General features: G+C 72.4%; 22 protein-coding genes and 1 pseudogene. 11 read left to right on the top strand and 12 right to left on the bottom strand.

Annotated elements, in window-relative coordinates:
* Positions 1 to 71 precede the first annotated feature (71 nt).
* The 5 genes and pseudogenes from OG959_RS31600 to OG959_RS31580 all read left to right on the top strand — a co-directional run bounded on the left by OG959_RS31600 (position 72) and on the right by OG959_RS31580 (position 2,564).
* Positions 72 to 965 (top strand): DMT family transporter, encoded by an 894-nt coding sequence (locus OG959_RS31600; protein ID WP_326663975.1) that lies wholly within the window; start codon positions 72 to 74, stop codon positions 963 to 965.
* A 141-nt stretch (positions 966 to 1,106) separates the two neighbouring features.
* Positions 1,107 to 1,271, top strand: a pseudogene (locus OG959_RS31595) (SDR family oxidoreductase); the annotation flags it as partial.
* A gap of 33 nt (positions 1,272 to 1,304) precedes the next feature.
* The gene (locus OG959_RS31590; RefSeq protein WP_326663973.1) at positions 1,305 to 1,817 is read left to right on the top strand and encodes an NUDIX domain-containing protein; all 513 of its coding nucleotides are present in this window, start codon (positions 1,305 to 1,307) and stop codon (positions 1,815 to 1,817) included.
* A gap of 43 nt (positions 1,818 to 1,860) precedes the next feature.
* Positions 1,861 to 2,256 (top strand): YidH family protein, encoded by a 396-nt coding sequence (locus tag OG959_RS31585; protein WP_326663971.1) that lies wholly within the window; start codon positions 1,861 to 1,863, stop codon positions 2,254 to 2,256.
* A complete protein-coding gene (locus tag OG959_RS31580; protein WP_326663969.1) occupies positions 2,253 to 2,564 on the top strand; it encodes a DUF202 domain-containing protein in 312 nt (103 codons plus the stop codon). Before OG959_RS31585 ends, OG959_RS31580 begins: the two co-directional genes overlap by 4 nt.
* Positions 2,565 to 2,642: 78 nt before the next feature.
* Here OG959_RS31580 and OG959_RS31575 read toward each other — a convergent pair whose 3' ends face one another.
* Both OG959_RS31575 and OG959_RS31570 read right to left on the bottom strand, forming a co-directional pair.
* Positions 2,643 to 3,578 (bottom strand): NADP-dependent oxidoreductase, encoded by a 936-nt coding sequence (locus OG959_RS31575; RefSeq protein ID WP_326663967.1) that lies wholly within the window; start codon positions 3,576 to 3,578, stop codon positions 2,643 to 2,645.
* Between the two features lie 60 nt (positions 3,579 to 3,638).
* Positions 3,639 to 4,928: a glucarate dehydratase family protein gene (locus tag OG959_RS31570; protein WP_326663965.1), complete on the bottom strand. Its 1,290-nt coding sequence runs from the start codon at positions 4,926 to 4,928 to the stop codon at positions 3,639 to 3,641.
* Between the two features lie 153 nt (positions 4,929 to 5,081).
* On the opposite strand from OG959_RS31570, the gene OG959_RS31565 reads away from it, so the two are divergent.
* Together OG959_RS31565 and OG959_RS31560 are read left to right on the top strand one after the other, a co-directional pair.
* A complete protein-coding gene (locus OG959_RS31565) occupies positions 5,082 to 6,110 on the top strand; it encodes a phosphotransferase family protein (protein WP_326663963.1) in 1,029 nt (342 codons plus the stop codon).
* Between the two features lie 8 nt (positions 6,111 to 6,118).
* On the top strand, positions 6,119 to 7,333 hold the full coding sequence (locus OG959_RS31560) for an acyl-CoA dehydrogenase family protein (protein ID WP_326663961.1): 1,215 nt from the start codon (positions 6,119 to 6,121) through the stop codon (positions 7,331 to 7,333).
* Between the two features lie 50 nt (positions 7,334 to 7,383).
* Here the strand turns inward: OG959_RS31560 and OG959_RS31555 are convergent, their stop codons facing one another.
* The 5 genes from OG959_RS31555 to OG959_RS31535 form a co-directional block, all read right to left on the bottom strand.
* Positions 7,384 to 12,003, bottom strand: a complete 4,620-nt coding sequence (locus OG959_RS31555) for a HEAT repeat domain-containing protein (RefSeq protein ID WP_326663959.1) — start codon at positions 12,001 to 12,003, stop codon at positions 7,384 to 7,386.
* A gap of 54 nt (positions 12,004 to 12,057) precedes the next feature.
* The gene (locus tag OG959_RS31550; protein ID WP_326663957.1) at positions 12,058 to 12,222 is read right to left on the bottom strand and encodes a hypothetical protein; all 165 of its coding nucleotides are present in this window, start codon (positions 12,220 to 12,222) and stop codon (positions 12,058 to 12,060) included.
* Positions 12,223 to 12,579: 357 nt separating this feature from the next.
* Complete coding sequence (locus OG959_RS31545) at positions 12,580 to 13,173, bottom strand: TetR/AcrR family transcriptional regulator (protein ID WP_148016106.1); 594 nt, start codon at positions 13,171 to 13,173, stop codon at positions 12,580 to 12,582.
* A gap of 39 nt (positions 13,174 to 13,212) precedes the next feature.
* Positions 13,213 to 14,871 (bottom strand): class I adenylate-forming enzyme family protein, encoded by a 1,659-nt coding sequence (locus OG959_RS31540; protein ID WP_326663952.1) that lies wholly within the window; start codon positions 14,869 to 14,871, stop codon positions 13,213 to 13,215.
* Positions 14,868 to 15,632, bottom strand: coding sequence for an SDR family oxidoreductase (locus tag OG959_RS31535; RefSeq protein ID WP_326663951.1), 765 nt, complete (start codon positions 15,630 to 15,632; stop codon positions 14,868 to 14,870). Before OG959_RS31535 ends, OG959_RS31540 begins: the two co-directional genes overlap by 4 nt.
* Positions 15,633 to 15,816: 184 nt before the next feature.
* Here OG959_RS31535 and OG959_RS31530 point away from each other — a divergent pair, with 184 nt between their 5' ends.
* Positions 15,817 to 17,094: an exo-beta-N-acetylmuramidase NamZ family protein gene (locus tag OG959_RS31530; protein WP_326663949.1), complete on the top strand. Its 1,278-nt coding sequence runs from the start codon at positions 15,817 to 15,819 to the stop codon at positions 17,092 to 17,094.
* An 89-nt stretch (positions 17,095 to 17,183) separates the two neighbouring features.
* Here the strand turns inward: OG959_RS31530 and OG959_RS31525 are convergent, their stop codons facing one another.
* The gene (locus OG959_RS31525; RefSeq protein WP_326663948.1) at positions 17,184 to 20,030 is read right to left on the bottom strand and encodes a penicillin acylase family protein; all 2,847 of its coding nucleotides are present in this window, start codon (positions 20,028 to 20,030) and stop codon (positions 17,184 to 17,186) included.
* A 229-nt stretch (positions 20,031 to 20,259) separates the two neighbouring features.
* Here OG959_RS31525 and OG959_RS31520 point away from each other — a divergent pair, with 229 nt between their 5' ends.
* Positions 20,260 to 20,871 carry a hypothetical protein gene (locus tag OG959_RS31520; RefSeq protein ID WP_326663947.1) on the top strand — a complete coding sequence of 204 codons (612 nt, stop codon included), beginning with the start codon at positions 20,260 to 20,262 and terminating at the stop codon, positions 20,869 to 20,871.
* Between the two features lie 60 nt (positions 20,872 to 20,931).
* On the opposite strand, the gene soxR is transcribed toward OG959_RS31520, so the two are convergent.
* A complete protein-coding gene (soxR, locus tag OG959_RS31515) occupies positions 20,932 to 21,405 on the bottom strand; it encodes a redox-sensitive transcriptional activator SoxR (protein ID WP_326663945.1) in 474 nt (157 codons plus the stop codon).
* A 124-nt stretch (positions 21,406 to 21,529) separates the two neighbouring features.
* Between soxR and OG959_RS31510 the strand changes: the two genes are divergently transcribed.
* Positions 21,530 to 21,991 (top strand): MaoC family dehydratase, encoded by a 462-nt coding sequence (locus OG959_RS31510; RefSeq protein WP_326663944.1) that lies wholly within the window; start codon positions 21,530 to 21,532, stop codon positions 21,989 to 21,991.
* A gap of 77 nt (positions 21,992 to 22,068) precedes the next feature.
* Here the strand turns inward: OG959_RS31510 and OG959_RS31505 are convergent, their stop codons facing one another.
* The 3 genes from OG959_RS31505 to OG959_RS31495 form a co-directional block, all read right to left on the bottom strand.
* Entirely contained in the window at positions 22,069 to 22,692 is a 624-nt protein-coding gene (locus OG959_RS31505; RefSeq protein ID WP_326663942.1) for a TetR/AcrR family transcriptional regulator, read from the bottom strand.
* Between the two features lie 85 nt (positions 22,693 to 22,777).
* Positions 22,778 to 23,068 (bottom strand): YiaA/YiaB family inner membrane protein, encoded by a 291-nt coding sequence (locus OG959_RS31500; RefSeq protein WP_326663940.1) that lies wholly within the window; start codon positions 23,066 to 23,068, stop codon positions 22,778 to 22,780.
* 85 nt (positions 23,069 to 23,153) lie between these two features.
* Entirely contained in the window at positions 23,154 to 24,305 is a 1,152-nt protein-coding gene (locus OG959_RS31495) for an acyl-CoA dehydrogenase family protein (protein WP_326663938.1), read from the bottom strand.
* A gap of 63 nt (positions 24,306 to 24,368) precedes the next feature.
* Between OG959_RS31495 and OG959_RS31490 the strand changes: the two genes are divergently transcribed.
* Positions 24,369 to 25,019, top strand: coding sequence for a TetR/AcrR family transcriptional regulator (locus OG959_RS31490; protein ID WP_326663936.1), 651 nt, complete (start codon positions 24,369 to 24,371; stop codon positions 25,017 to 25,019).
* Positions 25,020 to 25,049 lie beyond the last annotated feature (30 nt).

Raw genomic sequence — 25,049 nt, 5'->3', positions numbered from 1 at the left:
GCCGGTGTCGTCTCCAGGCGTTATCGTCGATACAAATCACCCTCTTACGGCCTGACTCGGGGTGGGGAAGCGTGTCGGTGCTGGTCATCGTGCTCTCCGTGAGCGCCGCCTGCTGTCTGGGGTTCGGCTTCGTGCTGCAACAGGCCGCCGCCCGCCACGCCCCGAAGAGCGACTACCTCTCGCCCAGGCTGCTACTGGACCTGATGCGGGTGCGCAGCTGGCTGGCCGGTATCGGGCTCATGGTCTGCGGCATGGTGCTGGGCGCGCTGGCCCTGGGCAAGGGCGAGGTCTCCGTCGTCGAACCGCTCCTGGCCACCAATCTGCTCTTCGCGATGGCCCTGTCCCGTCACCGCACCGGTCAGCGGCTGGGCCGGCAGGGCTGGGCGGGGCTCTGGCTGCTGGCCGGCGGGGTCGCCGCGTTCCTGGTGGCGGGCGAGCCGAAGGGCGGGCAGGCCGTGTCGAGTCCGCTGCGGCACTGGCTGGTGATCGGCGTGGTGGTGGGCCTGGCCCTGCTGCTGACCGCGTTCGCCAAGCGCTCACGGTCGGGGGTGTCGCCCGCACTGCTCGCGGTGGCGGCGGGACTCCTGTACGGCCTCCAGGACGCCCTGACCCGGGTCAGCGGGCAGCGCCTCTCGGACGGCGGCTGGGCGGCGCTCGTCACCGGCTGGCAGCCGTATGCGGTGCTGGTGCTGGGAGTGACGGGGCTGATCCTCGTACAGAGCGCGTTCGAGACGGGCCCGCTGCGGATGTCCCTGCCGGCGCTGACCGCGGCCCAGCCGCTGGCCGGGATCGCCTGCGGGATCGGCTTCCTGGGCGACCAGGTGCGTACCGACACGGGCGCGCTGGCCTGGCAGGCGGCGGGGCTCGCGGCGATCGTGGCCGGGATCGTGCTGCTGGGGCTGCACCCGGCCATGCCCGAGGGCCCGGCTGCCGGACGCCGCACGCAGAGCCTCCAGCCGCACTGAGGGACCGGGCGGTCCCGGTTCCGGGCGGTTCCGGTTCCGGGCGGTCCCGGTTCCGGGCGGTTCCGGTTCCGGGCGGTCCCGGTTCCGGGCCCGGGCGGTTCCGGTTCCGGGCCGTGCCGGTTCCGGGCCGTGCCGGTTCCGGGCGAGGGCAACTACCCCAACACCCCGATGGCCGGCGAGATCGGGGAGGCCGAGGCCGTCGTCTTCCTGCTCCCGGACGCCGCCTCGTACGTCACCGGCGCCGAACTCGCCGTGGACGGCGGCTGGACCACGGGCCCGACCGTCAAGTACGTCATGGGGCAGTGAGCACCGTCAGGGGTCTGATGTTGGATGAGGGGCATGAATCCTTCTGACGAGATCCTGGACATCGTCGACGAGAACGATGTCGTCGTGGGTCGGGCCCCGCGCGGCGAGGCGACCGCGCGGGGCCTGACCCATCGCTGCGTCTTCATCGAGGCCCGGGACGCCGACGGCAGGATCTTCGTGCACCGCAGGACCGCCACCAAGCTCGTCTTCCCGTCCCACTACGACATGTTCGTCGGCGGGGTCGTCGGCGCCGGCGAGTCCTACGACGAGGCGGCGCTGCGGGAGGCCGAGGAGGAACTGGGCGTGACGGGCCTGCCCCGCCCGGAGCCGCTGTTCAAGTTCCTCTACGAGGGCGGCGGGCACAGCTGGTGGTCGTACGTCTACCGGGTACGGTGCGTGCTGCCGGTGGAGCCGCAGGTGGAGGAGGTCGCCTGGCACGCCTTCCTCACGGATGAGGAACTGGAGCAGCGGCTCGGCGACCGGCAGTGGGTGCCGGACGGCATGGAAGGCTACCGGCGGCTCCAGGCGTTCCGGGCATCGTCCTGAAGCGGCCGAGGAGAGGCACCAAAGCAGCAGATAAGGTCCGTACGTGAACGATTTTGCACAGAGTCTGCGGCTGTGGTTCGCGCCGCAGCGGATCCGCGAAGAGGGCGACACCCCTGACTACCGCTTCTCGCTCGCCAACGAGCGGACGTTCCTCGCCTGGATCCGGACGGCTCTCGCACTGATCGGCGGGGGTTTCGCGGTCGACCAGTTCCTGCCGGAGCTGGCGTGGGGCGTCCGTGCCGGTCTGGCGCTCGCGCTGCTGGCGGCGGGCGTGCTGTGCGCGCTGCGGGCCGTCAACCACTGGGTGCGGTGCGAGCGGGCGATGCGGCGCGGGGAGGATCTCCCGGTGTCGCGGTTCCCGACACTGCTGGGTCTGGCGGTGGCCGTGGTGGCCGTGGCGATGGTGGTGGTGGTCCTGTTCGGCTGGGAGGGCCGGTGACCGCGGCGGAACGCGATCCGGGGCTCCAGCCCGAGCGGACCAGGCTGGCATGGCGGCGTACGACGCTGTCCTGCACGGTCGTGGCGCTGCTGGCCGGGAAGCAGGCCCTGCACGGCGGGGCCACCCCGGCCGGGGTCGTCGCCCTGTCTCTGAGCGTGCTGGCCTGGCTGGGTTTCCTGCGGGTGGCGAACCGGCGGGTGCAGGGCATGGGCACCTCGCGCCCGCAGCCGATGGGCGTCCGCGCGGCGCTGATGGCCGCGGCGTGCACCGTCGCGCTGGCGGTGTTCGCCGCGGCGATGCTGTTCTGAGCGGCCGGGGGCGCCGAGACGATGCCGCTCTGAGCGGGGGGCGCCGAGGCCATGCTGTTCCCAGCGGCCCGTCGGTGGTCAGCTCTCCCAGTCCACGGTGACGACGATCTTTCCGCGGGTGCGGCCCTCGGCGTTGAGCCGGTGGGCCTCCGCGGCCTCGGCCAGTGGGAAGACCCGGTCCACGTGGACCGAGACGATGCCCCTCTCGGCCAGCTCTGCCAGATGCGCCAGATCCTTCGCGTCGGGCCGTACGAACGCGTACGTACCGCCGTACGAGAACACCTCGCCGTCCACGATGGAGGCCAGGCGCCCGTCCGGTGCGAGGGTCTCGGCGGACACCCGCAGGGCCTCGCCGCCCACGGTGTCGAAGGCGGCGTCGATCCCGTCAGGGGCCAGCGCCCGCAGCCGGTCCGCGAGGCCGTCCCCGTACGCCACGGGTTCCGCGCCGAGCTGCCGCAGATGGTCGTGGTTGCGTTCGCTCGCGGTGCCGATGACCCGGCATCCGGTGTGGCGGGCGATCTGTACGGCCAGCGAGCCGACACCGCCGGCCGCCGCGTGGACGAGGACGGTGTCGCCGTTGCGGATGTGCAGCGAGCGGTACAGCACCTGGTAGGCGGTGAGACCGGCCAGGGGCAGGCCCGCCGCCTCCTCGAAGCTCAGACTCAGCGGCTTGCGGGCCAGGGTGCGCACCGGCGCGGCCACGTACTCGGCGAAGGTGCCGCGGCTGAGGAAGTCCTCCCGCACGTACCCGATGACCTCGTCGCCGACGGCGAACTCGTCGACGGCGATGCCGGGCTGGACGACGACCCCTGAGACGTCCCAGCCGGGAATCACCGGGAACACCGTGTCCAGCGTGGCGTCCAGGTGCCCCTCCCGGGCGATGCGGTCGACCGGGTTGACCGCCGCGGCCCGTACCTTCACGAGGACGCTGTCGGGGCCGACCTTGGGGTCGGGGCGCTGCCCGTACTCCAGGACGTCGGCCCCGCCGTACCTGCTGTAGCTGATCGCCTTCATGTACCCGACCCTCGGGGCGGCCCGGGGTGCCCGCAACTCAGGCGGGCGCCGAGAGCTCCGTCACCAGCGCGGGATCGCGGGCGTCGACCATCCCGGCTCGGCCTTGCGCATCGCGGCGGCGTCGTCGCGCTCGCGCATCGTGCCGTCGTCGTCGAGCCAGCGGCGGTGCAGTACGGCGAGACGTTCCCGGTCGAGTTCGACGCCGAGGCCCGGGGCGTCGGAGACGGCCAGCCGGCCGTCGGAGAAGACATGCCGCGTGGTGATGACGTCCTCGGTCTGCCAGGGGTAGTGGCTGTCGCAGGCGTAGTCGAGGTTGGGGACGGTGGCCGCGACGTGCGTCATGGCGGCGAGGCTGATCCCGAGGTGGGTGTTGGAGTGCATGGAGAGGCCGACGCCGAAGGTGCGGCAGATACCGGCCAGTTCACGGGTGCGGTGCAGTCCGCCCCAGTAGTGGTGGTCGGAGAGGACGACCTGGACGGCGCCCCGGGCGAAGGCCTCCGGGACCTCGGCGAGCGTGGTGACGCACATGTTCGTGGCCAGCGGGACGTCGGTGCCGGCCGCGACGGCGGCCATCAGGTCCGTGCCGCTCGCCGGGTCCTCCAGGTATTCGAGTACGTCCTTGAGCTGCTCGGCGACGTACAGCGAGGTCTCGACGGACCAGGCCCCGTTGGGGTCCAGACGCAGCGGCTGCCCGGGGAACGCCTCGGCCAGTGCGCGGACCGCGGCGATCTCCTCGTCGGGCGGGAAGACGCCGCCCTTCAGCTTGAAGGAGGAGAAGCCGTACTCCCGGGCGAAGCGCCGGGCCTGGGCGACGACTCCGGCCGGGTCGACGGCCGCACCCCAGTCGTCGCGTTCGCCGCCGTCCGGGTGCTGGGCCCAGCGGTAGAAGAGGTAGGCGCTGTACTCGACGCTGTCGCGGACCTTGCCGCCGAGCAGCGCGTGCACGGGCAGGCCGAGAGTCCTGCCCAGGGCGTCCAGGCAGGCCACCTCGAAGCCGGAGACCACCGAGAGCCGCAGTTTGTCCGCGGTCTGGACGCCACGCAGTCCGCCCGCGTCGACGCGCTCGTCGGCCGCGCGTGAATCTCCGCACACCTCGTCGGCAAGGGCGAAGAGGCCGTTCACATCGCTGACCGGGCGTCCGGGCAGGGCCGCGGCCAGGGGTTCGGCCAGTTCGAGGTACTTCCCGTCGCCGTAGGTCTCCCCGATGCCGGTCACCCCGCCGCGGGTGACAACCTCCACGATGAGCCGCGGGGTGTAGGGCTGGTGAACGCCCTGGGTGTTGAGGAGCGGCGGGTCGGCGATGAGGATCGGGGTCAGCCGGACTTCGTCGATCAACCAGTCTGTATTCATACGTGAACTCTATTCAGCCATACGACTGAATGCCAAGGTCCGCCCACCATTCGGGCCGGAGTCACACATTCCGTTCCGGAAGTTCACTGGACGACATACCGACTGGTCGGCATCATGAACACCGACGATCCATTCACCCCGGAGGTGCGCACGATGAGCCCAGTCCACCCGCCAGGTCTCGACCTCGACCGCTTGCGCGGCCATCTCGACCGCGAGCGGCCGGGGCTGGTGAACGGACCGCTCGAAGCCCGGCTCATCGAGGGCGGCCGTTCGAACCTGACGTACGTCGTCACGGAGACGGACGGCACCGGCCGATGGGTCGTCCGCCGGCCGCCGCTGGGTCATGTGCTGGCCACCGCGCACGACATGAAGCGCGAGCACCGCGTGATCAGCGGGCTGTACCCGACGGCCGTCCCGGTCCCCGAACCGGTGCTGCTCTGCGAGGACGACTCGGTCATCGGCGCGCCGTTCTACGTCATGGAGTACGTCGAGGGCACCCCGTACCGCACGGCGGAGCAGCTCGCCCCGCTGGGCCCCGAGCGCACCCGCAGGGCGGTGCTGGGTCTGGTCGACACCCTGGTGGAGCTGCACGCCGTCGACCCGCAGGCCGTCGGCCTCGGGGACTTCGGGCGCCCCGAGGGGTTCCTGGACCGGCAGCTGCGCCGCTGGGGCAAGCAGCTGGACGCCTCCCGCAACCGCGAACTTCCCGGCATCGACGAGCTGCACGCGGCGCTCGGCCGGCAGCTGCCCGACTCCCCCGCCCCCACGGTCGTCCACGGCGACTTCCGTCTGGACAACGTGCTGATCGGGGCCGACGACGAGATCAAGGCCGTCCTCGACTGGGAGATGTCGACGCTCGGCGACCCGCTGACCGACCTCGGTCTGCTGGTCATGTACAGCTCCGATCTGGATCTGCCCGACTCGCCGGTCTCCACCACCAGCGGGGCGGCCGGCCACCCCTCCCCCGCCGAGCTGATCGAGCGCTACGCCGAACGCTCCGGCCGGGACACCTCCGGCATCTCCTGGTACACGGCGTTCGCCTGGTTCAAGCTCGCCGTGATCCTGGAGGGCATCCACTACCGCTACACCCTGGGCCAGACGGTCGGCGGCGGCTTCGACCGCATCGGCGACCTCGTCCCCGTCTTCATCGAGCACGGCCTCACCACCCTCCAGGAAGGCTGACCCACCCCATGGACTTCGCATTCGACGCCCGTACCGAGGAGCTGCGCGCCAAGCTGCTCACCTTCATGGACGAGCACGTCTACCCGGCCGAGCAGACCGCGGAGGAACAGCGCGCACTGCTGGCGTCCCCGTGGGACACCCCGCAGGTGGTGGAGGACCTCAAGGCCGAGGCCCGTAAGCAGGGGCTGTGGAACGTCTTCCTGCCGGACGCCGAGTACGGCGCCGGGCTCACCAATCTCCAGTACGCCCCGCTGGCGGAGATCCTGGGCCGCTCCCCGCAGTTGGCGCCGACCGCGCTCAACTGCGCTGCGCCGGACACCGGGAACATGGAGGTGCTCGCCCAGTTCGGCACCGATGAGCAGAAGAAGCGGTGGCTGGAGCCGCTGCTGGCCGGGGAGATCCGGTCCGCGTTCGCCATGACGGAGCCCGAGGTCGCCTCGTCGGACGCGACGAACATCGAGACCCGGATCACCCGGGACGGAGATCACTACGTCATCAACGGGCGCAAGTGGTACATCTCCGGGGCGATGAACCCGGACTGCGCGATCTTCATCGTGATGGGCAAGACCGACCCGGACGGCGATGACATCCGCCGCCAGCAGTCGCAGATCCTGGTCCCGCGCGACACGCCGGGTCTGACGGTGAAGCGGGCCATGAAGGTGTACGGATACGAGGACCACCACCACGGCGGCCACGCCGAGGTGGTCTTCGACAACGTGCGGGTGCCCGCCGCGAACCTGATCGGCGAGGAGGGCGGCGGCTTCGCCATCGCCCAGGCGCGGCTGGGTCCGGGCCGGATCCACCACTGCATGCGGCTGATCGGCATGGCCGAGCGCGCCATCGAGCTGATGTGCCGGCGCGCGGTGGCCCGTACGGCCTTCGGCAAGCCGCTCGCCCAGCAGGGCGTCGTGCAGAACTGGATCGCCGACGCCCGGGTCACGGTGGAGCAGTTGCGGCTGCTGGTGCTGAAGACGGCCTGGCTGATGGACACGGTCGGCAACCGCGGTGCGCACACCGAGATCCAGTCCATCAAGATCGCCACTCCGCGCGCGGTCGTCTCCATCCTCGACCAGGCGGTGCAGCTGCACGGCGCGGGCGGGGTCAGCCAGGACTTCCCGCTGGCCGAACTGTGGGCGGCGGCGCGGACGCTGCGGCTGGCCGACGGTCCGGACGAGGTGCACCAGCGGTCGCTGGCCCGGCGGGAGATCAAGAAGTACCTGTAGGCGGTGGGCCGGGGAGTCCGACAGACGGCCGGCCGGGGCGGCGGATCACGTCAGTGTTCGCCGCCCCCGATCCGGTCCAGGACCTCCGTGTAACGGGAGCGCCGGTCGGGCCGGGCACGGGCGGTGGCGTGGCGGAGCGCCGGGACCGCCGCGCCGCCCAGCCCGACGAGCCCGTCGGCCGCCGCCTCGCGCACGACGGCGTGCGGGTGCCCGAGCAGCGCCGTCACCGCGGGGACCGCCGGCTCCCAGCCGGCCCGGCAGAGCGTCAGGACCGCCATGCGGACGACGTCCGGCCGGGGGTCGTCCAGCAGGAGTTCGGTGTGGCGCAGATGGGCGCTCCGGCCGAGCATCGCCCGTGAGGTCCGGTGGGCGCGCAGCCGGACCCTGGGCCTGGGGTGCGTGAGCAGCCCGCCCAGCAGGTCCATGAGTCGCGGGTCCCGGTCCGGTTCGGGGCCGGGGTGACCGGCTGCCAGGTCCGTGAGCGCCCGGCAGATCTGCTCCGGTGTGCCGGCCCCGGCGAGGTCCAGCAGTTCCCGCCGGGACGGGCGGTGTCCCGTCGCGGTGGGACCGGCGGCGGCACGGTCGCGAAGGGCTGCCAGTGCCGCGGCGTCCTGCTGCCCGGCCTCCGGGCCCCGCAGTGGGCCCTCCACGAGGCACAGCCGGTCGGCGAGTCCGGCGCGCCCTTCCGTTCGCAGCCGGCTGCGGGTCCGTGTCAGGGCCGGGGTGCGCAGGAGCGGGCGTCCGGCGAGCAGGTCCAGGTATCCCCAGGCCCCGGCGTCGAGGCGGTCGCCGAGCGCCTCGGCCAGCGCGTCGGCGGGATACGCGCGGAGCGCGTCCCCGGCGGCCCGGGCCACGACCGGCGGTGCGTGCTCCCACCACTCCAGCAGCAGCGGCACCAGCCGCTCCAGCTCCCACGGGTCGAGCCCCGCGGCGGCACGTGCCACCCGGTCGCGCAGAATCCCGTCGGCGCGCAGCTCCGTCTCGGCGAGAGCGCCGAGGGCCCCGAGCACGCGGGCGGTCCCGGCTTCGGCGGGCAGGGTGACCCGGCCGCGGAGGTACGCGCGAAGCACGGCCAGGCGGGCCTCCGGCTCGGGCCACCGCGCCAGCGCCTCGGCCGCGGTCTGTCTGCCCTCCGCCCCGGCCGACCCCAGCATGGCGAGCAGCCGCTCCCGCAGGGCCGCCGAACGCGGCTGGTCCAGGTCGTCGACGCTGACCCGGCGCGGTGGCGGCTCCGGTGCGCGGGCGTTCTCCGCGAGGGTCCAGGGGGGTGCGTCGACGGGCTGGAGCCATGTCATCCAGTCGATGAGGGCGGGGCGGACCCCGGGAGCGGCGCCGCGGTGAGCCTCGATCAGCGCGGCCAGCCGGTCCCGGGAGGGGAGCGTGCCGTCGTCCGTGCGGCGGAGCCCGGCCAGGGTGTCCGGTGCCCGGACCGCTTCGGCCAGGGCGGACTGCCAGGCCCGGGCCTGCGCGGACACGGGTGCGGCGTCGGGCTCCGGTACGGCGAAGGCCTCCCGCAGCACAGCCGTCTCGGCCCGCCAGGGGTCGGCGCCGAGCCGGGCGTCCGCGAGGGCCCGGTCGAGATCGGCGCGGACCGGTACCGCGCCGAGGAGGCGCAGCAGGGTCAGCGTGGAGCGGTTCGGCGTCGCCGGTGCGGGGCCAAGGGCTCGTACCGCGGCGACGGCCGCCGGTTTCTCGGTGGCCGTCAGCAGTGGTGCGATGCCTTCGAGTACGGCGATCAGATCGTGCCGGTCCTTGTCCCGGGCATCCGTCAGCGCGTCCAGCAGGAGCGGGGCGGACCGGGAGAACACCGTGAGTTCCTCGTGGCTCCGGGGCCCGGGGCAGAGTCCCAGCGCGAACCGCAGCACCTTGTTCCGGAGGGCCTTGTCCCGGGGGTCCGGCAGGGAGCCCGCCATCGCGAGCCAGTCGCCCGCCATCGGCCGCAGCTGTTTCGCCCGGGCGGGGCCGAGCGGCTCGTCCCGCTCGGCGAGGCGCCGCGCGGCCCCAGGGTCCCAGCCCCCGGTCACCAGTGCCTCGATGTCACGGTCCGCGGCACCGGACGCCGCTGACGGGTCCTTGGCGGCCGGTGCGGCGATCCCGTGCCGGACCATGGCCGACGCCAGATCCTTCACGGTGCCGGAGGCCAGCGCGACCCGGCGGGAGGCCACCAGGGCGAGGAGGGCGGGGGCCACCGGTGACTCCTGTTCGTCCAGTGCGCGGACCGAACGTGCGGCGAGGACGCCGTCGAGGCCCTCCAGCAGCAGGCACCGGGTGGCGTCGTCGCGGCTGTGCTCGGCGGCGGCGAGGAGGGTGGCCGCGTAGGCGTCGCCGAGGACGGCGCGCAGGGCCGCGACGAGGGTGTCGCGCAGACCGGGGTTGCTGTCCTGGCCGAGCCGGGCGAGCAGCTTGGGGAGCGCCGCCGGCGCGCCGGCCCGGACCAGCGCCTCGGCCGCGGTCTTCCGGATGTTCATGTTCGGATGGTCGAGGCAGGCGGCGATGGCGGCGCTCGCCCAGTGGGCCCGGGCGTGGCCGAGGGCGAGCAGGGCCTGCCGGACGGTCTGGATGTCCTGGGCCCGCGTCAGCGTGATCAGCGTCGCCGAGAGCGCCTGGGCGTCCTCGCCCGTGGTGTCGTGGGCGAGCAGGGCGATGACGTGCTTGCGTACGTGCCGGTCGTGGTGGCGCAGCAGCCGGTGCACCCGCGCCCGGGTTCCCTTCCAGGGGGCGCTGAGCAGCAGTTCGAGCAGGACCACCTGCTCGTCGTCGGAGAGTCCGGGTCGGTCCAGCAGGTCCAGCGCCACGGTGGCGACCAGCGCGTTTCCGGCCTCCCGCGCGTCCGTGGCGCCGAGCAGGCAGACGGGCCGGATCGCGCCGCGCCCGTGGAGCCGGCGGCCCAGGGCGCTGATGGCCTCCGGGACCTCCTGCGGCACGACGGGCTCACCGGCCGGCTTTCCGTGCTCCCACGTCCGGGGGGCCGCGTCCGGGCTCCTCGCCGCGGCCTGCCCGGCCACGATGCGCAGCAGCAGGTCGGCGATGACCGGGAGGGTACCGGCGTCGCCGTGGGCCGCCAGGCGGCACAGCGCCGCCACGGGTGCTTCCGGGTCCAGGTGGGAACTCAGCAGGGCCAGTTCGCGCGCGTCCGGTCCGCCGAGGTCCGCCGCGATGCGCGGCGGCAGATCGACGGGGTCGAGTCGGGCGAGGAGCTCGCCGCGTCGCACCGGATCGCGGTTCAGCTGCCACAGCAGTGCGAGGGCCCGGTCGCGTACGGGGCGCAGGTGGGGCGCCGTCCCGCCGGAGGTGAGGCCCAGGCCGTCGTGCAGGGCCCGTACCGTCAGGTCCCCGCCGATCGCCTCCAGCGTGTCCAGGGCCACGGCCGGCACCGAGGGCAGCAGGGCGATCACGGCTTCCTCGGCGTCGGTGTGGCGCAGTGCGCGGATCGCGTCGAGGAAGGGCGCGGGCGCCGGGGCCGCGGGGAGTACCCGGGCGACGGCTTCCCCGATCGGGAGGTCCCCTGCGCCCTGCCCGGCCAGTGCTACGAGCAGGTCGAGCCGTCGTGGCCAGTCCGGATCGTCGGCCGGCGCGTCCGTCAGGACCCGGAGCGTCTCCGTGCGTGAGGTGTAGAGGATCGTCGCCACGTCGCGGGGAAGGGCGGAGTGATCGGCCAGGGCCAGTTCGATGAAGGTGCGGACGGCGGGGCCGTCCGGGAAGTGTCCGCGGCGGTGGAGGCCGCGCAGGCAGGCCACGGCCGGGCCGCCGAGCAGCAGCGGGTCGCTGGCGGCGGCGGCCGTCAGCCCGTCGATGTCGTCGCGGTCCGCCACCTCGCCGAGCAGTTCCATCGCGCGCCGCCGGAGGTCCGGAGCGAGGCGGGGGTCCGCGACGGCCCGTCGCAGCAGGCCCCGGTGACCGTGGCGCGCGGCGGCCACGAGGGCGGCCTCGGCCACGGGCCCCGCCCGCCCGGCGTCCCCCGCCGGCTCCCCGGCCTGCCCCGGAACCGGCTCCCCGGACCGCTCCGGTACCGAACCGGGGAGGAGGAACGGGTCCAGGAGGCCGGGCGGCAACGGGTCCGTCACCGCCCACGGTTCGGCGAGTGCGCCCAGTACGCCCGCGACGACCGGGGCTCCGGAGCCTCTCAGCAGCGCGATCAGCTTCTCCCGCACCGACGCCGGGGCCAGGAGTCCGGCATGCAGTCCCTCCCGGGCCAGCCGCAGCGCCTCGGCCCGGAGCACCGGATCACCGCTGCCCGCCAGCTCGTCGACGAGCCGCCCCGGCCGTTGGGTGGCGGTGATCCCCGCCCCCCGCACGGCCTGGTAGAGGAGTTCGCCCGGGACCTCGTCGCGGAGCACTCCGGGGTCGTGCAGCACATCGGCGCGCAGCCACGCGATCCGTACCTGTGCGGGCAGTTGCCCGGCCACCGCGCGCCACTGCGGCCGGGGGCGGCCGGTCGGGCGATGGCCCAGCCGTTCGTACAGACCGGCCAGCAGGAGGTCGGCCTCCGGCGGCCCGGTGAGCGTCGTGGGCAGCAGTCCCGCGAGTACGTCCATCGCCTCGTCGTCGGGCGGCGGGCATGCGGTGACGCGCTCGCCCAGCCGGACCAGCGCGGCGTGACGCTGCCCGGGGTCCGGGTGCCCGAGCAGTCGGCCCAGGGCGTGGAGCTCTTCGTCGACCGGTGTCCGCATCGTCGGATGCTAGCGGGGGCGCCGGTGCCCGGCCCACATCATTCCGGGCCTTCGTCAGTAGCCGCCGTACGGCACATGATCGGCGAGCGCCAGTTCGCGGGCGAAGGCCCGCACCCGCAGCAGGCAGCGGGCGAGGATCCGGACGGCCCTCGGGCGGTGCGGTCCGTAGGCCACGTTCCACAGAGGGGGAATACGCGTCGAAACCTGGATATGTGCCATGTATCCAGCTTCACCCCGCCACCGGATACGGTCCAACAGATGGATTCGCTGCCTGTGATCACTACCGTGGGCGGATGGAGATTCGCCGGCTCCGCCCCTTCACGGCAGTGATCACGCACGGCGTTTCCACCGCCGCCGCCGGCGCCGGACTGATCGTGCAGTCGGCACTGAGCACGTCCGTCCGCAACCTCGAACGGGAGCTGGGGCCGACCCGCTCGAACGGCCCGGCCGCCGGGCCGTCCTCACCGGGGCCGGCCGGGCGCTGCCGCCCTCGGCCCGTACGGTGCCGGCCGGGACGGACGCGGCGGCCGAGGCGCTGCCGGGCCGGGCCGGCCGGTGGTGGACCGGCCTGACGGATCAGGGCCGCAGGGCGCGCAGCAGCAGGTCGGCGAGGTGGTCGGCGACCTCCTGCTGGGACAGCGGGCCGTCCGGCCGGTACCAGGTCGACAGGTGGTGGACCGAGCCGAAGTGGTAGTCGACGATCAGGTCCGCCGGGGTGGCCGTGGAGAACACCCCGCTGCGCTGCCCCTCCTCCACGAGGGCCCGGAAGCGCTCGTGGTAGCGGCGCCGCTCCACCCGTACCTGCTTGTTCTTCTCGGGGCTCAGGTGGTGCATGGAGCGGAAGAAGATCGAGGCGTCGTCGAGGTTCTCGATGGTGGTGACGACGACGTCGGCAGCGGCTTCGCGCAGCCGCTGCTCGACGGGGGCGTCGGCCTCCGCGAAGGCGTCGAGGCGTTCCTGCTGGAGCCGCAGGACCCGGGCGTAGACCTCCTGGAGGAGGTCCTCCTTGGAGCCGAAGTAGTGGTAGAGCGCGCCCTTGGTGACGCCGGCCGCCTCGACGATCTCCTGGACCGAGGTGCGGTCGTACCCCTGCTCGGCGAAGAGCCGGGTGGCGGCGGCCAGCAGCCGCTGGGGGACGGGGGTACCGCTCCCGTCCGTCGCCTTGGCCATAGCCGCCACCTTCCTTCCGTGAGTGTGCGTGAACCGGTTCTAGCGGGGTGAACGCAGTTCCCGCCTGAGGATCTTCCCACTTGCGGTCTTGGGAAGTTCCGTCAGGATCTCGACTTCGCGCGGATACTTGTACGCGGCCAGCCGTTCCTTGCAGTACGCACCCAATTCGCCGGGTTCGACCGAGGCGCCGGGCCGCAGACTGACGTAGGCGCGGACCGTCTCGCCGCGGTAGGTGTCGGGGACACCGACGACGGCGGCCTCGCGCACGGCGGGGTGGGTGTAGAGGACGTCTTCGACCTCGCGCGGCCAGACCTTGAAGCCGGAGGCGTTGATCATGTCCTTCTTGCGGTCGACGACGTAGAGCCAGCCCGCCCGGTCCATGAAGCCGATGTCGCCGGTGCGCAGCTCGCCGTCCGGGAAGGCGGTGGCGGTGGCCTCGGGCAGCCGCCAGTAGCCGGTGACGACCTGGGGACCGCGCACCGCGATCTCGCCCTGCTCGCCGAAGGGGACCTCGGCCCCGTTCTCGTCGATGATCCGCACGACCGTGTCGGGGCCGGGCACGCCGACCGAGAGGGTGCCGGAGACCGGGTCGACGGGTGCCTCACGCTCGGGCGGCACCGAGGCGCAGGGTGCGGTGCACTCGGTGAGGCCGTAGCCGTTACGGATGTACGGGCCGAAGCCCGCCCGGAACTTCTCGACGAGCGCGGGCGGCAGCGGTGCGCCGCCGGACGAGATCACCTGGAACGAGGAGAAGTGCTCCGGCGTCACACCGGGGGTCGCGGCCAGCGCCATGAAGGCGGTCGACGGGCCGACGGTGTACGCGGGCCGGTGCTCGGTGAAGGCGTCGAGGACGACGCCGGGGTGGAAGCGGTACGCCAGGACCAGGGTGCCCGCGTTGGTGAGGCAGGCGGCCAGCTGGCAGACCATGCCGGTGATGTGGAAGAGCGGCGCCAGGGCGAAGTAGGCGGAGCCTTCGGCGATGGGGTGGCCGGTGCGCTGGCGCTCGGCGTTGACCATGATGTTGCCGTGGGAGTTCATGGCGCCCTTGGGGGTGCCGCTGGTGCCGGAGGTGTAGCTGATCAGCGCCACGTCGCCGGCGGTGAGCTCCCGGCCGGCGGGGGCCGCGAGGCCCTGCCGGGCGACGGCCACCAGGTCGTCGGCGTCGTAGGCGGCCGGCAGCCGCTCGAAGTTCAGCACCCGCTCGTCGCTCGAAGTCTGGAGGTCCAGCTCGCAGGCGGTGACGGCGATCCGGACGGACAGGGCGCCGGCGGCGGTGTCCCGCAGATACGCCTCCCAGGCCCGGTCCGAACAGATCAGCGCCGTGACCTCGGCGTCCTTCAGTACGTGACCGACCTCGGCGGACTTGTACATCGGGTTGAGCGGGACGACCGTCGCCCCGGCCTTCCAGGCGCCGAGCAGCGCGAGCACGAACTGCGGGGAGTTCTGCAGCATGATCGCGACCCGGTCGCCGCGCTCCAGGCCCCGGGCGGCGAGGTGCCCGGCCACGGAGTCGGAGAGCTCGTCGGCCTCTCGGTAGGTGAGGCGTCCGTCGAAGTAGGCGAGTGCCGGATGGCCGGGGGCCCGGGCGACGGAGTCACGGAAGGCGTGCACCAGGGTCTCGGCGGGGTGGACGGGGGCCCGCTGGGCCTCGCTGAGCAGCGGGAGCCAGGGCTTCGCCGCGTAGATCGACTCGCTCATGCGCCGGTCTCCTCCCACTTGCGCTGGAGGCGGTTCATACTGCCGAGCCAGTGGTCGGTGTCCTCGGTGCGGGCCCGGTAGTAGCCGGCGACCTCGGGGTGCGGCAGGACGAGGAAACGGTCCTCGGCCATCGCGTCGAAAAGGGCCTCGGCGACGTCCTCGGGCTCGATCGCGCTGGGGGCGAGGACCAGCTTTCCGGCCGATCCGGCGCCGGTGAGCATGTCCGTACGCACGCCCTGCGGGCAGATCGCATGCACCTTGATGCCGCGGTGGCGGTAGGTGAGCGAGAGCCACTCGGCGAAGGCGACCACGCCGTGCTTGGTGACGCTGTAGGGCGCCGCGCCGATCATCGTCAGCAGTCCGGCGGCGGAGGCCGTGGAGACGAACCTGCCGCTGCCGCGCTCCAGCCAGTCCGGGACCAGCACCTTGGCCGCACGGACATGCGCCATCACGTTGACGTCCCAGGCCGCGGCCCAGACCTCCTCGTCCGCGAAGGCGTCACCGGGCGAGGCGAGGCCGGCGTTGGCGCAGTAGACGTCCACCGTGCCGTCCAGCGCGTCCCGGGCGGCTTCGACGATCTGTGAGGCGTCGCCGGCGACCGCGGTGCCGCCGATCTCCTCGGCGAGGGCCTTGATCCGGCCCTCGTCGAGGTCGTTGACCACGACCCGTGCGCCCTCGGCGGCGAATCTGCGGGCCAACGCGGCTCCGATGCCGCCTCCGGCTCCCGTGACCACTACGCCCGCGCCCTGCACCGTACTCATCGGTCCCGCCTCTCTCAGCCGACTGCACCGGCAGACTAACCGGTCGGTATGTCGTCGGGGAAGGGGTGGGGACGAGTCATCCGCCCCTGGAAGCACAGCCGCCCCGTCCGGCTCGTTCCCTGCGGCCGCCACGCGCGCTAGCGTGCGTGACCATGACAGACGTCGCGATCATGGAGGTAGCTGAATGAGCCTGTCCAGACGTGGATTGCTGGCCGCCGGCGGTGCGGTGGGAGCGCTCGCGGCGACTGCCGCTTCCGGCGGACCCGCCGCCGCACTCCCCGCGCACGGCAAGGGGCACGGCGGTGGACACGGCGGGGTCCGCACCGGCTTCGACCGGCTCGCGGCGGACGGCTACGCCCTGCTGAGGGGGCAGCGTGTCGGTGTGGTCACCAACCCCACCGGGATCACGTCCGATGTGCGCCACATCGTCGATGTGATGCACCCGGACGACCGGGTGGACCTGACCGCGGTCTTCGGCCCCGAGCACGGTTTCCGCGGCACCGCGCAGGCGGGCGGCTCGGAGGGCCGGTACGACGACCCGGCGACCGGGCTGCCGGTCTACGACACCTACCTGAAGAGCGGGCAGGCGCTCGCCGACGTGTTCACCGCGTCCGGCGTGGACACCATCGTCTTCGACATCCAGGACGCGGGCGCCCGCTTCTACACGTACATCTGGACGCTGTACGACTGCCTGGAGGCGGCCGCCCTCGCGGGCAAGAAGTTCGTGGTGCTGGACCGGCCCAACCCGGTGACGGGACGGGCCGCGCTCGGCCCCGTGCTCGATCCCGCGTTCGGCACCTTCGTGGGGCGGCGGGAGATCGCGCAGGCGCACGGCATGACGGTCACCGAGCTGGCGCTGCTGTTCAACGGGGAGTTCCTGGCGGACCGTCCGGCCGAGCTGGAGATCGTGAAGATGTCGGGGTGGTCGCGCTCGGACTTCTTCGACGAGACCGGGCTGCCGTGGGTGCCGCCGAGCCCGAACATGCCGACGCCCGAGACCGCGCTGGTCTACTCGGGCACCTGCCTCTTCGAGGGCACGAACCTCTCCGAGGGGCGCGGCACGACCCGGCCGTTCGAACTGCTGGGGGCCGAGGGCGTCGACCACACCTGGGCGGCGGCGGCGAACGCGCTGGACCTGCCCGGAGTGGCGTTCCGCGAGGCGTACTTCGCGCCGACGTTCTCCAAGTTCCAGGGCAAGACCGTGGGCGGGGTGCAGGTGCACGTCCAGGACCGCGAGGTCTTCGACCCGGTGCGCACCGGCATCGCACTGCTCGTCACGGCGAAGCAGTCCTGGAGCGGGTTCGCCTGGCGGCCCGACAACTGGATCGACAAGCTCACCGGCAACACCCGGGTCCGCACGATGATCGACGCGGGCGCGGACACGGATGAGGTCGTGGGTGCGTGGGCGGCGGACCTTGCCGCGTTCCGCGCGGTGCGGAAGCGGTACTTGCAGTACCGGTGAGGCTGGCGGGCGGGCCTGCTGAGTGCGGGCCCGCCCGGCCCACCGGTTCCGTCCTCAATCGCCGGACGGGCTGGAACCGGGCGCGGCATTCAGCGGTGCGCCGGGAACTCCACCACCTGCTGGTACGTCGGGCGGTTCTGCCAGTGGATCGCCTTCTGCGCGATCCCGCCCAGCGCCCGGTGGATGATCGAGTCCGTGCACCACTGCTCGCCGGCCTTGCAGCTGTCGTCGGCCGGGTAGACCTCGGCCGCCGGCACCGCCGCCGCCTGCTTCAGCGTGGACAGCAGCGCCGCCCGGCAGCTGCTCAGATCGCCGTTGCCGCAGTAGGGCCTGGCCAGCGGTCCCTTGACCGGCTGCCCCAGCACCTGACGCAGGTCCTTGTCGGCGAAGCCCCACCAGCCGTACTGGAACGCCGAACCGCTGTGGGCGCCGCTCGGCCCGTGGCTGGCCGCCGGGGACTCGTCCGTGGCGAGGTTCGCGGTGAGCGCTCCGTAGAGGTCGTCACCGAGCCCCGGCTTGAACTCCGCCTCGATCAGCTTCGGCCACCAGGCGTCCATGACGCGTACGGCATCGGCGTAGGTGTACGTGTGCGAGCCAGGGCTGCTCTCCTTGCGCTGGGCTCCCGCCGCCCGCCAGGAGTCCAGCCGCTGGACCACCGCGTCGAGGTCCGGGTCGGTGACCGGCTGGGAGCGGATCACCTTGAGCAGTTCGGGGAGCAACTGCTCGCCGCGCAGATCGGTGAGCGCGGCGTCCGCCATCGCCCGGGTGAGGGAGGCGCGGGTCACGCCGCCCTCCTCGACCAGCTTCGCCACCCGGTCGTCGAGCAGGTCGGCGCGGTGCACGGCGCCGAGCCCGAAGCCCGCGGAGGCGTACCCCTCGGCCTGCTTGTTGTTCCAGGAGACGTAGTAGTCCTGGCCGCTGGAGTGCGGGTGCTCGGCGAAGGGGGTGTAGGCGGCGGTGTTGGCCACCGGGTCGTAGCCCTGCCACTCGTACGCCTTCTCGGCCCGGACGGGCAGCGCCGGGTCGACGCCCGCCGCCCGCACCGGGTTCATGCCGCTGTTGTAGTAGGCGGCGGTGCGGGAGTCCGCGTAGAACCAGTTGAAGGCGTAGTCGATGTTGCTCGCCGCCTGCTGGAAGGAGGCGGCGTCGGTGACGTACGAGGGGTCGTTGAGCATCTGGAAGCCGATGATCGAGTCGGCCTCGTGCCGGTAGGTGGTGCGCAGCGTGGTGTACGCGACGGGCTTGCCGCCCACGGTGGCGCGGTGGGTGACGACGCCGTAGCCGGTGCGCCACACCTGCATCCGGTAGGAGCCCTTCGCCGTGGAGTCGGCGACGGTCGGCTTCCAGGAGTTGGTGCGCTCCAGCTTCTCCATGGCGGTGCAGGCGCCGCGGTAGAGGTAGTGGGTGGAGTCCTTGGTGGGCGTGGAGCCGTCGGGTTCGCACAGGTCGACGGCGTACGTGTCGGTGATGTCCTGGCCCGCAGAGGTGGCGCTCCAGGCGTAGTCCTGGCCGCGGCCCATCTGGATGTACATGCCGACGCCGGCGAAGGAGACACCGCGGGCGCTGATGCCGGGTCCCTGGAGTTCCTGGAGCATCATCAGCTGCGGGGCGAAGTAGCCGGTCTGCGGGCCGAACACGGCGACCGGGTTGCCGCTCGCCGTGTGCTTGCCGGAGACCAGCAGTGCGTTGGACATGCCACGCTTCTGGGCGCCGGAGCCGGAGCCGGGGAGCGATCCCTCGGGGATCACCCCGTCGTCGTAGATGCCCTGGGCCTTCGCGAGGGCGGCCGGGGCCTTGACGGGCGCCTTGGCGTCGGTGCCCGCGGAGCCGGTGCGGTCGTGGATGAGCGGCTCGGTGGTGACGGAGCCGGGGTCCGGGAGCGCCGCGCCCACTGCCTTGCCGGGTTTGTTCGCGTACGGGAAGGCGGTGCCGTCGTGCACGGTCAGCACGGCCTCGGGGTCGTTGCGCTGCCGGAACGACTCCCAGACCTTCGTGCCCTCCTCGACGCCGTACTTCCGCTGGGCCGACAGCAGGGAGAGCGCCGCCTGCACCTCGCCGCCGCCACCGCCGCCGAACTGACCGCCGACGACCGAGGCGATCGAGATCAGGTCGGTCAGCTTGAACGGCTGGATCTCGCCGATGTTGGTGATCGCGTCGATCTTGCCGGTGAGGACGTACTCGCCCGGGAAGTAGCGGCCCTTCTTCGACTTCTCCCGGTAGGAGTTGATGCCGTCGACATAGGCCTGGGCGTCCGCCATGGCCTGTTCACCGCGGGCGCCCTCACGGGTCCTGATGGAGTCGACCTGGGCCTCCAGGTCGGCCTCGGTGTACGGGGCCTGGGGCCAGAACTGCTGCTCCAGGCCCTGGTTGGCCAGCGCGCCGCCGGCGAAGGACGTCAGCTCCCCGCGCCCGATGTGGCGGAAGAGGTCCATCAGCCAGAGCCGGTCCTGCCCGGCCGCGAAGCCGGCGCCGAACTCGGTCCCGTAGCGGGTGGTGCCCTTGATGTGCGGGACGCCCGAGACCTTGTCGCGGGTGATGGTGACGTCGTCGCGCGGTGAGGTGACGGACTCGACCTGGTCCTTCGCGACGCCGAAGGAGGCGTCGTTGAAGAAGTCGTTCAGTTTCTGGTCGGTGAGGCCCGTGTGCCCGGCCACCAGACCGTCGTAGCGGTCGAGCTGGTCGTCGCTGTGCGCGGGATGGGTGCCGAAGGCCTTGTTGCCGAGGATCTCGACCAGGGTGGCGTTGCCGTTCTCGCCGGGCGGCAGGATGTCGTCGCACTGCCCCTGGCAGTAGTCGACGACGGGGACGGGATCCGGCTCGGCGGCGCCGGCGTGGGGGGCGGAGGCCAGCAGGGACGTGCCGAGGGCGAGAACGGCCGCGACGGTGGCGGCCCTTGTCCTGCCGGTGCGTACGGACATGCGGGTGCGTGGGGGCATGCGTGCTCCTCGGAGAGACCGTGCGCCGGAGGTTACCGACGGTATGACCCGCCGGTAAGGTGAACATCGGTCACCTTTTCCGAATCGCCACATCCCGGTGCATGACGAGCCGTCATCTCATTCCGTGGACGGAACGGCCCTTGGATGGAGCCGATCCGGGCAGGCGTACGTCCACTCAATGACGCCGAAGTACGGGCAACGGAGTACGAGCGACGGAGGTGGCGGCGCCATGGCCGGTTTCCGGAGTCTGGCGAGACAGGTCCGCGATCCGCGGAGCGATCTGGCACTGCGGCGGTACTCGCTGCGCAAATGCCTGGAACGCTTCGCACCGTACGGACACCGGGCGACCTGGGACCATCTGTGCGCCCGGCACGGAATGGGCCCCGAGGACCGGGCGCCCGACCCGGCGCGGCTGATGCGCGCGCTGGAGGAGCTGGAGACCGCACGGGCGGTCTGGCTCGGTTACGAGGCGGGGTTCGCCGAGCGCCGCAAGCGGGAGAAGCACGAGGGACTGCGCCGGCCGGCCGCCTTCGACGACTGGCACCGGCGCACCTGGGGCGGGAACGGGGTCGCGCGGTGCGAGGACCCGGCGGTCCACCCGGCGGCGCCGCTCGCCGAGGTCCTGGCCCGGCTGATCTCGGCCCTGGAGTCGGAGCCGGGCGCCGGCTGCCCGGTGTGCGCGCAGGCGCGCATCGCGTGGCGGCAGGACCTGGACAGCGAACCCTGGTCCGGTCCGGTCTGCACCGGCTGCGGCATCGTGGTGCCGCAGCCCGTGCTCACCCAGGACGCGCTGGCGAGGGCCAGGCGGACCCGGCTGGGCGACCTGGCGACGATCGCCTGAGGAACGGCGCGGCCCGTCCGGCGCCCACGGCCGCCGGACGGGGACACCCGGGCCGGCTGCTCACGCCTTGCCCGCGGCCTTGCCCTCAGGCATCAGGCGCGAGCCACTGATCCGCTCACCGGAGATGTCGTCCGGGTTGGAGAGCACACAGGTCTCCAACGACAGGCAGCCGCAGCCGATGCAGTCCGTGAGGTGGTCGCGCAGCCTGGCCAGCTGCCGGATCCGCTCGTCCAGCTCGGAGCGCCAGGCCTCGGAGAGCCGGGCCCAGTCGTCCCGGTTCGGGGTGCGCTCCTCCGGAAGCTCGGCCAGGGCGTCACGGATGGTGGCGAGCGGGATGCCGACCCGCTGCGCCGCCCGGACGAAGGCGACCCGGCGCAGCGCGTCCCTGGTGTAGCGACGCTGGTTACCACTGGTGCGGCTGCTGGTGATCAGGCCCTTGGCCTCGTAGAAGTGCAGGGCCGAGACCGCGGCGCCGCTGCGCGCGGAGAGCTGGCCGACCGTGAGTTCATGGAGTGTCTGTGGGATCTGGGGCACTCATCGAACCCTACGTGGCCCTTTCCCACCCGGTCCGTCGTTGACAGGAACGCACCCGCCAACCATGCTGAGCAAGCGCTTAGACAGGCACCCGATGGATGGTCGAGAGCGGGAAGGCAGGGACATGGCAGAGCCGAGGATCTTCACGTCCGCGCAGGAGCTGCGTGACGGCGTGGGCGAGCAACTGGGACACAGTGACTGGCTGGAGGTCGACCAGAAGAGGATCGACCTCTTCGCCGACGCCACCGGCGATCACCAGTGGATCCACGTGGACCCGGAGCGGGCCGCGGCCGGGCCGTTCGGGACGACGATCGCGCACGGCTACCTCACGCTCTCCCTGCTGCCGGCGCTCGTACCGCAGGTCATGCAGGTCGAGAACACCAAGATGGGCATCAACTACGGGACCAACAAGGTCCGCTTCCCCTCCACCGTGCCCGTGGGTTCCCGGCTGCGGGCGACGGCCGTCCTGAAGAGCGTCGAGGAGGCGGGCGGCGGCGTGCAGGTCACCGCCGTCGTCACGGTCGAGCGCGAGGGCGGCGAGAAGCCCGCGTGCGTCGCCGAGTCGGTGTCGCGCTTCTACTTCTGACCGCACGAGGGCGTCGGCCCCGGCCCCCGCGGGGGCCGGGGCCGACGCCCTCGTGACGGTCCTGGACCCGTGCGCCGTCAGCGCCCGGCCGCGACCATCCGCAGCACGAGCCCGGCGTACAGCTCGCCGACCTCGTCCGGCGTACGGCTGCCCTGCGCGTTGAACCACCGCGCCACGTCGATGCAGAGCGAGAGCACGGCGAGCGCGGTGCCGGGCACGTCGGATACGTCGAACTCCCCCGCCGCCACACCCTCACCGATGATCCGGCGCACCGCCGCGTCGCTCCTGCGGCGCAGCTCGACGATCTCGGTGCGGTGCTCCTCGGCGAGCGCGTCGAGCTCGTACTGGACCACGCGCGCCGTGGTGTGCCGCTCGGCGTGCCAGCGGACGAAGGCCCGCACGGCGCCGTCCAGCCGCTCGGTGGCGGTGCCCTCGCCGTCGGCCGCCGACTCCAGCAGGGTCAGGGCACGGTCGTGCCCGATCCTGCTGATCCGGTGGAGCAGCTCTTCCTTCGTCTTGAAGTGGATGTAGAGCGCCGCGGGGCTCATCCCGGCGCGGCCCGCGATGTCCCGTGTGGTGGTCGCGTGGTAGCCGCGCTCGGCGAAGGCGTCGACGGCCGCCACGAGAAGCCGTCGGGCGGCCTCGGGCGTCACTTCGGACCACGGCGTGTTCTCGCCGTCGGTCTCCTCCGCCGTGCTCATCGTCGGTCGCCCCTCTCAGTCAGCAGGACGAACACCATACCCCGATCCTGAGCAAGCGCTTAGAGGTAAGGGTGTGGGGAGATCGTCAGAGCTTCTGGAAGGGGTCGTGCTCGGCGAGGATCTTCTCCAGCCGGGCCTGGTCGACCCGGCTGACGATCCGCCCCGCCTCCTGCCGGTCCCGGATGACTTTGGCCAGCGTGAAGGCGGAGGTGACGAGGTAGAGGACGCCGATGGCGAGGAAGGCGCGCACCCACACGTCGGCGTCGAGGAAGTAGATTCCGAGCGTCACCGCCCCCATCGCGATCCCGAAGGACGCGACGGCCTGACCGTAGAAGGCGGCGGTGTTCTGCTGCTTGACCGTTGTCGTCTCACTCATGCCGCCCAGCATCGGGTGGTAGGGCGTACGCCACATCCGTCCCCGTACTCAGGCGGTACTCAGACGCCGACCGGATCACGCGGGGTCAGAAGGCGGACACCCCCGTCAGGGCGCGGCCGATGATCAGCTTCTGGATCTGGCTGGTGCCCTCGTAGAGCGTCATCACCCGGGCGTCGCGCAGCAGCTTGCCGACGGGGTACTCGTCGATGTAGCCGTAGCCGCCGAAGACCTGGACGGCGTTGTTCGCGGCGCGGACGGCGGCCTCGGAGGCGAAGAGCTTCGCCTGGGAGGCGGCGGTCGCGAAGCTCTCGCCGCGGTCGATCAGGTCGGCCACCCGCCAGGTCAGCAGACGGGCGGCGTCGACGTCCACGGAGATGTCGCTGATCAGCTCCTGGACGAGCTGGTAGCTCGCGATGGACTTGCCGAACTGCTCGCGCTCCCCCGCGTACCCCACGGCCGCGTCCAGGGCCGCCTGTGCGATGCCGACACAGCCCGCCGCGACCGACATCCGCCCCTTGGCCAGCGCCGACATGGCGATGGAGAAGCCCTTGCCCTCCGGGCCCATGAGGGCGCCGGCGGGTACGCGGACGTCCTCCAGGACCAGTTCGGCGGTCGCCTGGCCCCGCAGACCGAGCTTGCCGTGGATGGTGCGCCGGGTGAGGCCGGGGGTGTCGGTGGGCACCAGGAAGGCGGACACGCCCTTGTGCCCGGGGGTGTCGTTGGTGCGGGCGAAGAGCAGCACCACATCGGCCCAGGTGCCGTTGGTGATGAACATCTTGCTGCCGTTGATGACGTAGTCACCGCCGTCCCGGACGGCCCTCGTCGTCAGGTTCCCCGCGTCCGATCCCGTGCCCGGTTCGGTGAGGCCGAAGCAGCCGACGGCGTCGCCGGAGGTAAGCCGGGGCAGCCACCGGCGCTTCTGCTCCTCGTCGCCCCACGCGGCGACGGTCTTGGCGACCAGACCGAGCGAGACCGACACGATGCCGCGGACCGAGGAGTCCCCGCGGCCGAGCTCCTCGGTGACCAGGCAGTACGTCAGATGGTCGCCGCCCGAACCGCCGTACTCCTCGGGGACCGTCAGCCCGAGGAAGCCGAGGGAGCCCAGCTTCTTCACGATCGACTTGTCGATGTTCTCGGCCCGGTCCCACTCGACGACGTGCGGGGCGATGTCCCGGGCCACGAAGTCCTTGGCGAGCTGCCGGACGGCTTCCTGCTCCTCGCTGAGCTCCAGGTTCATCCTTCGACCCTCACTTTAATTAGCACTGCTAGTTTTAGGGATGCAGGGCCTACTATGTGCCGCATGGCCCGCCCGCGCAAGCCCCTTCTCAGCAGAGACCGCATCGTCGAGACGGCGAGCGCCCTCGTGGACGCCGAGGGGCTCGACGCCGTCTCGACCCGCCGCCTCGCGGCCGAACTCGGGGTCAGCGGGCCGTCGCTCTACAACCACTTCCGGAACAAGGACGAGATCCTGGACGCGGTCGCCGACTCCGTCTCCGCGCAGGTCGATCTGTCGATGTTCGACGAGTCCGACACCCGCGACTGGCGGGCCGCCCTGCACGACTGGGCCGTCTCCTACCGTGCGGCGCTCAGCGCGCACCCGCACATCGTCCCGGTGCTCGCCCAGGGCCCCGGCCGCCGCCCGGCCGGACTGCGGGTCGCCGACGCGGTCTTCGGCGCCATGGTCCGCGCCGGCTGGCCGCCCGCCCAGGCCACGTACATCGGCGCCCTGATGCGCTACTTCATCACCGGCTCGGCCCTCGGCTCGTTCGCCCGGGGCTTCGTGGACGACGAGACGGCGTACGACCCGGCCGACTACCCGCACCTGGGCCAGGCCCACCTGCTCGCGGAGCGCCGCCAGCAAGTCGACGAGGGGGCCTTCGAGACAGGACTGCGGGCACTGATCGACGGGCTCGCCCTGCAGTACGCCCCGCCCGCGCAGCACGTGCGGTAGAGCGCCGCACCGGGCCCCACGACTATTCGG

The organism is Streptomyces sp. NBC_00385, from assembly GCF_035917155.1.
Classification (GTDB): domain Bacteria; phylum Actinomycetota; class Actinomycetes; order Streptomycetales; family Streptomycetaceae; genus Streptomyces; species Streptomyces poriferorum.
This window is presented reverse-complemented; position numbering and strand designations above follow the sequence as displayed.

Excerpts from the sequence above, each read along its gene's own strand:
- OG959_RS31490 (WP_326663936.1), top strand. The coding sequence starts at position 24,369 with ATGGCCCGCCCGCGCAAGCCCCTTCTCAGCAGAGACCGCATCGTCGAG.
- OG959_RS31535 (WP_326663951.1), bottom strand. The coding sequence starts at position 15,632 with ATGAGTACGGTGCAGGGCGCGGGCGTAGTGGTCACGGGAGCCGGAGGC.
- OG959_RS31495 (WP_326663938.1), bottom strand. The coding sequence starts at position 24,305 with ATGAACCTGGAGCTCAGCGAGGAGCAGGAAGCCGTCCGGCAGCTCGCC.
- OG959_RS31530 (WP_326663949.1), top strand. The coding sequence starts at position 15,817 with ATGAGCCTGTCCAGACGTGGATTGCTGGCCGCCGGCGGTGCGGTGGGA.
- OG959_RS31570 (WP_326663965.1), bottom strand. The coding sequence starts at position 4,928 with ATGAATACAGACTGGTTGATCGACGAAGTCCGGCTGACCCCGATCCTC.
- OG959_RS31540 (WP_326663952.1), bottom strand. The coding sequence starts at position 14,871 with ATGAGCGAGTCGATCTACGCGGCGAAGCCCTGGCTCCCGCTGCTCAGC.
- OG959_RS31565 (WP_326663963.1), top strand. The coding sequence starts at position 5,082 with ATGAGCCCAGTCCACCCGCCAGGTCTCGACCTCGACCGCTTGCGCGGC.
- OG959_RS31505 (WP_326663942.1), bottom strand. The coding sequence starts at position 22,692 with ATGAGCACGGCGGAGGAGACCGACGGCGAGAACACGCCGTGGTCCGAA.
- OG959_RS31510 (WP_326663944.1), top strand. The coding sequence starts at position 21,530 with ATGGCAGAGCCGAGGATCTTCACGTCCGCGCAGGAGCTGCGTGACGGC.
- OG959_RS31545 (WP_148016106.1), bottom strand. The coding sequence starts at position 13,173 with ATGGCCAAGGCGACGGACGGGAGCGGTACCCCCGTCCCCCAGCGGCTG.
- OG959_RS31500 (WP_326663940.1), bottom strand. The coding sequence starts at position 23,068 with ATGAGTGAGACGACAACGGTCAAGCAGCAGAACACCGCCGCCTTCTAC.
- OG959_RS31575 (WP_326663967.1), bottom strand. The coding sequence starts at position 3,578 with ATGAAGGCGATCAGCTACAGCAGGTACGGCGGGGCCGACGTCCTGGAG.
- OG959_RS31555 (WP_326663959.1), bottom strand. The coding sequence starts at position 12,003 with ATGCGGACACCGGTCGACGAAGAGCTCCACGCCCTGGGCCGACTGCTC.
- OG959_RS31550 (WP_326663957.1), bottom strand. The coding sequence starts at position 12,222 with ATGGCACATATCCAGGTTTCGACGCGTATTCCCCCTCTGTGGAACGTG.
- OG959_RS31520 (WP_326663947.1), top strand. The coding sequence starts at position 20,260 with ATGGCCGGTTTCCGGAGTCTGGCGAGACAGGTCCGCGATCCGCGGAGC.
- OG959_RS31560 (WP_326663961.1), top strand. The coding sequence starts at position 6,119 with ATGGACTTCGCATTCGACGCCCGTACCGAGGAGCTGCGCGCCAAGCTG.
- OG959_RS31590 (WP_326663973.1), top strand. The coding sequence starts at position 1,305 with ATGAATCCTTCTGACGAGATCCTGGACATCGTCGACGAGAACGATGTC.
- OG959_RS31525 (WP_326663948.1), bottom strand. The coding sequence starts at position 20,030 with ATGCCCCCACGCACCCGCATGTCCGTACGCACCGGCAGGACAAGGGCC.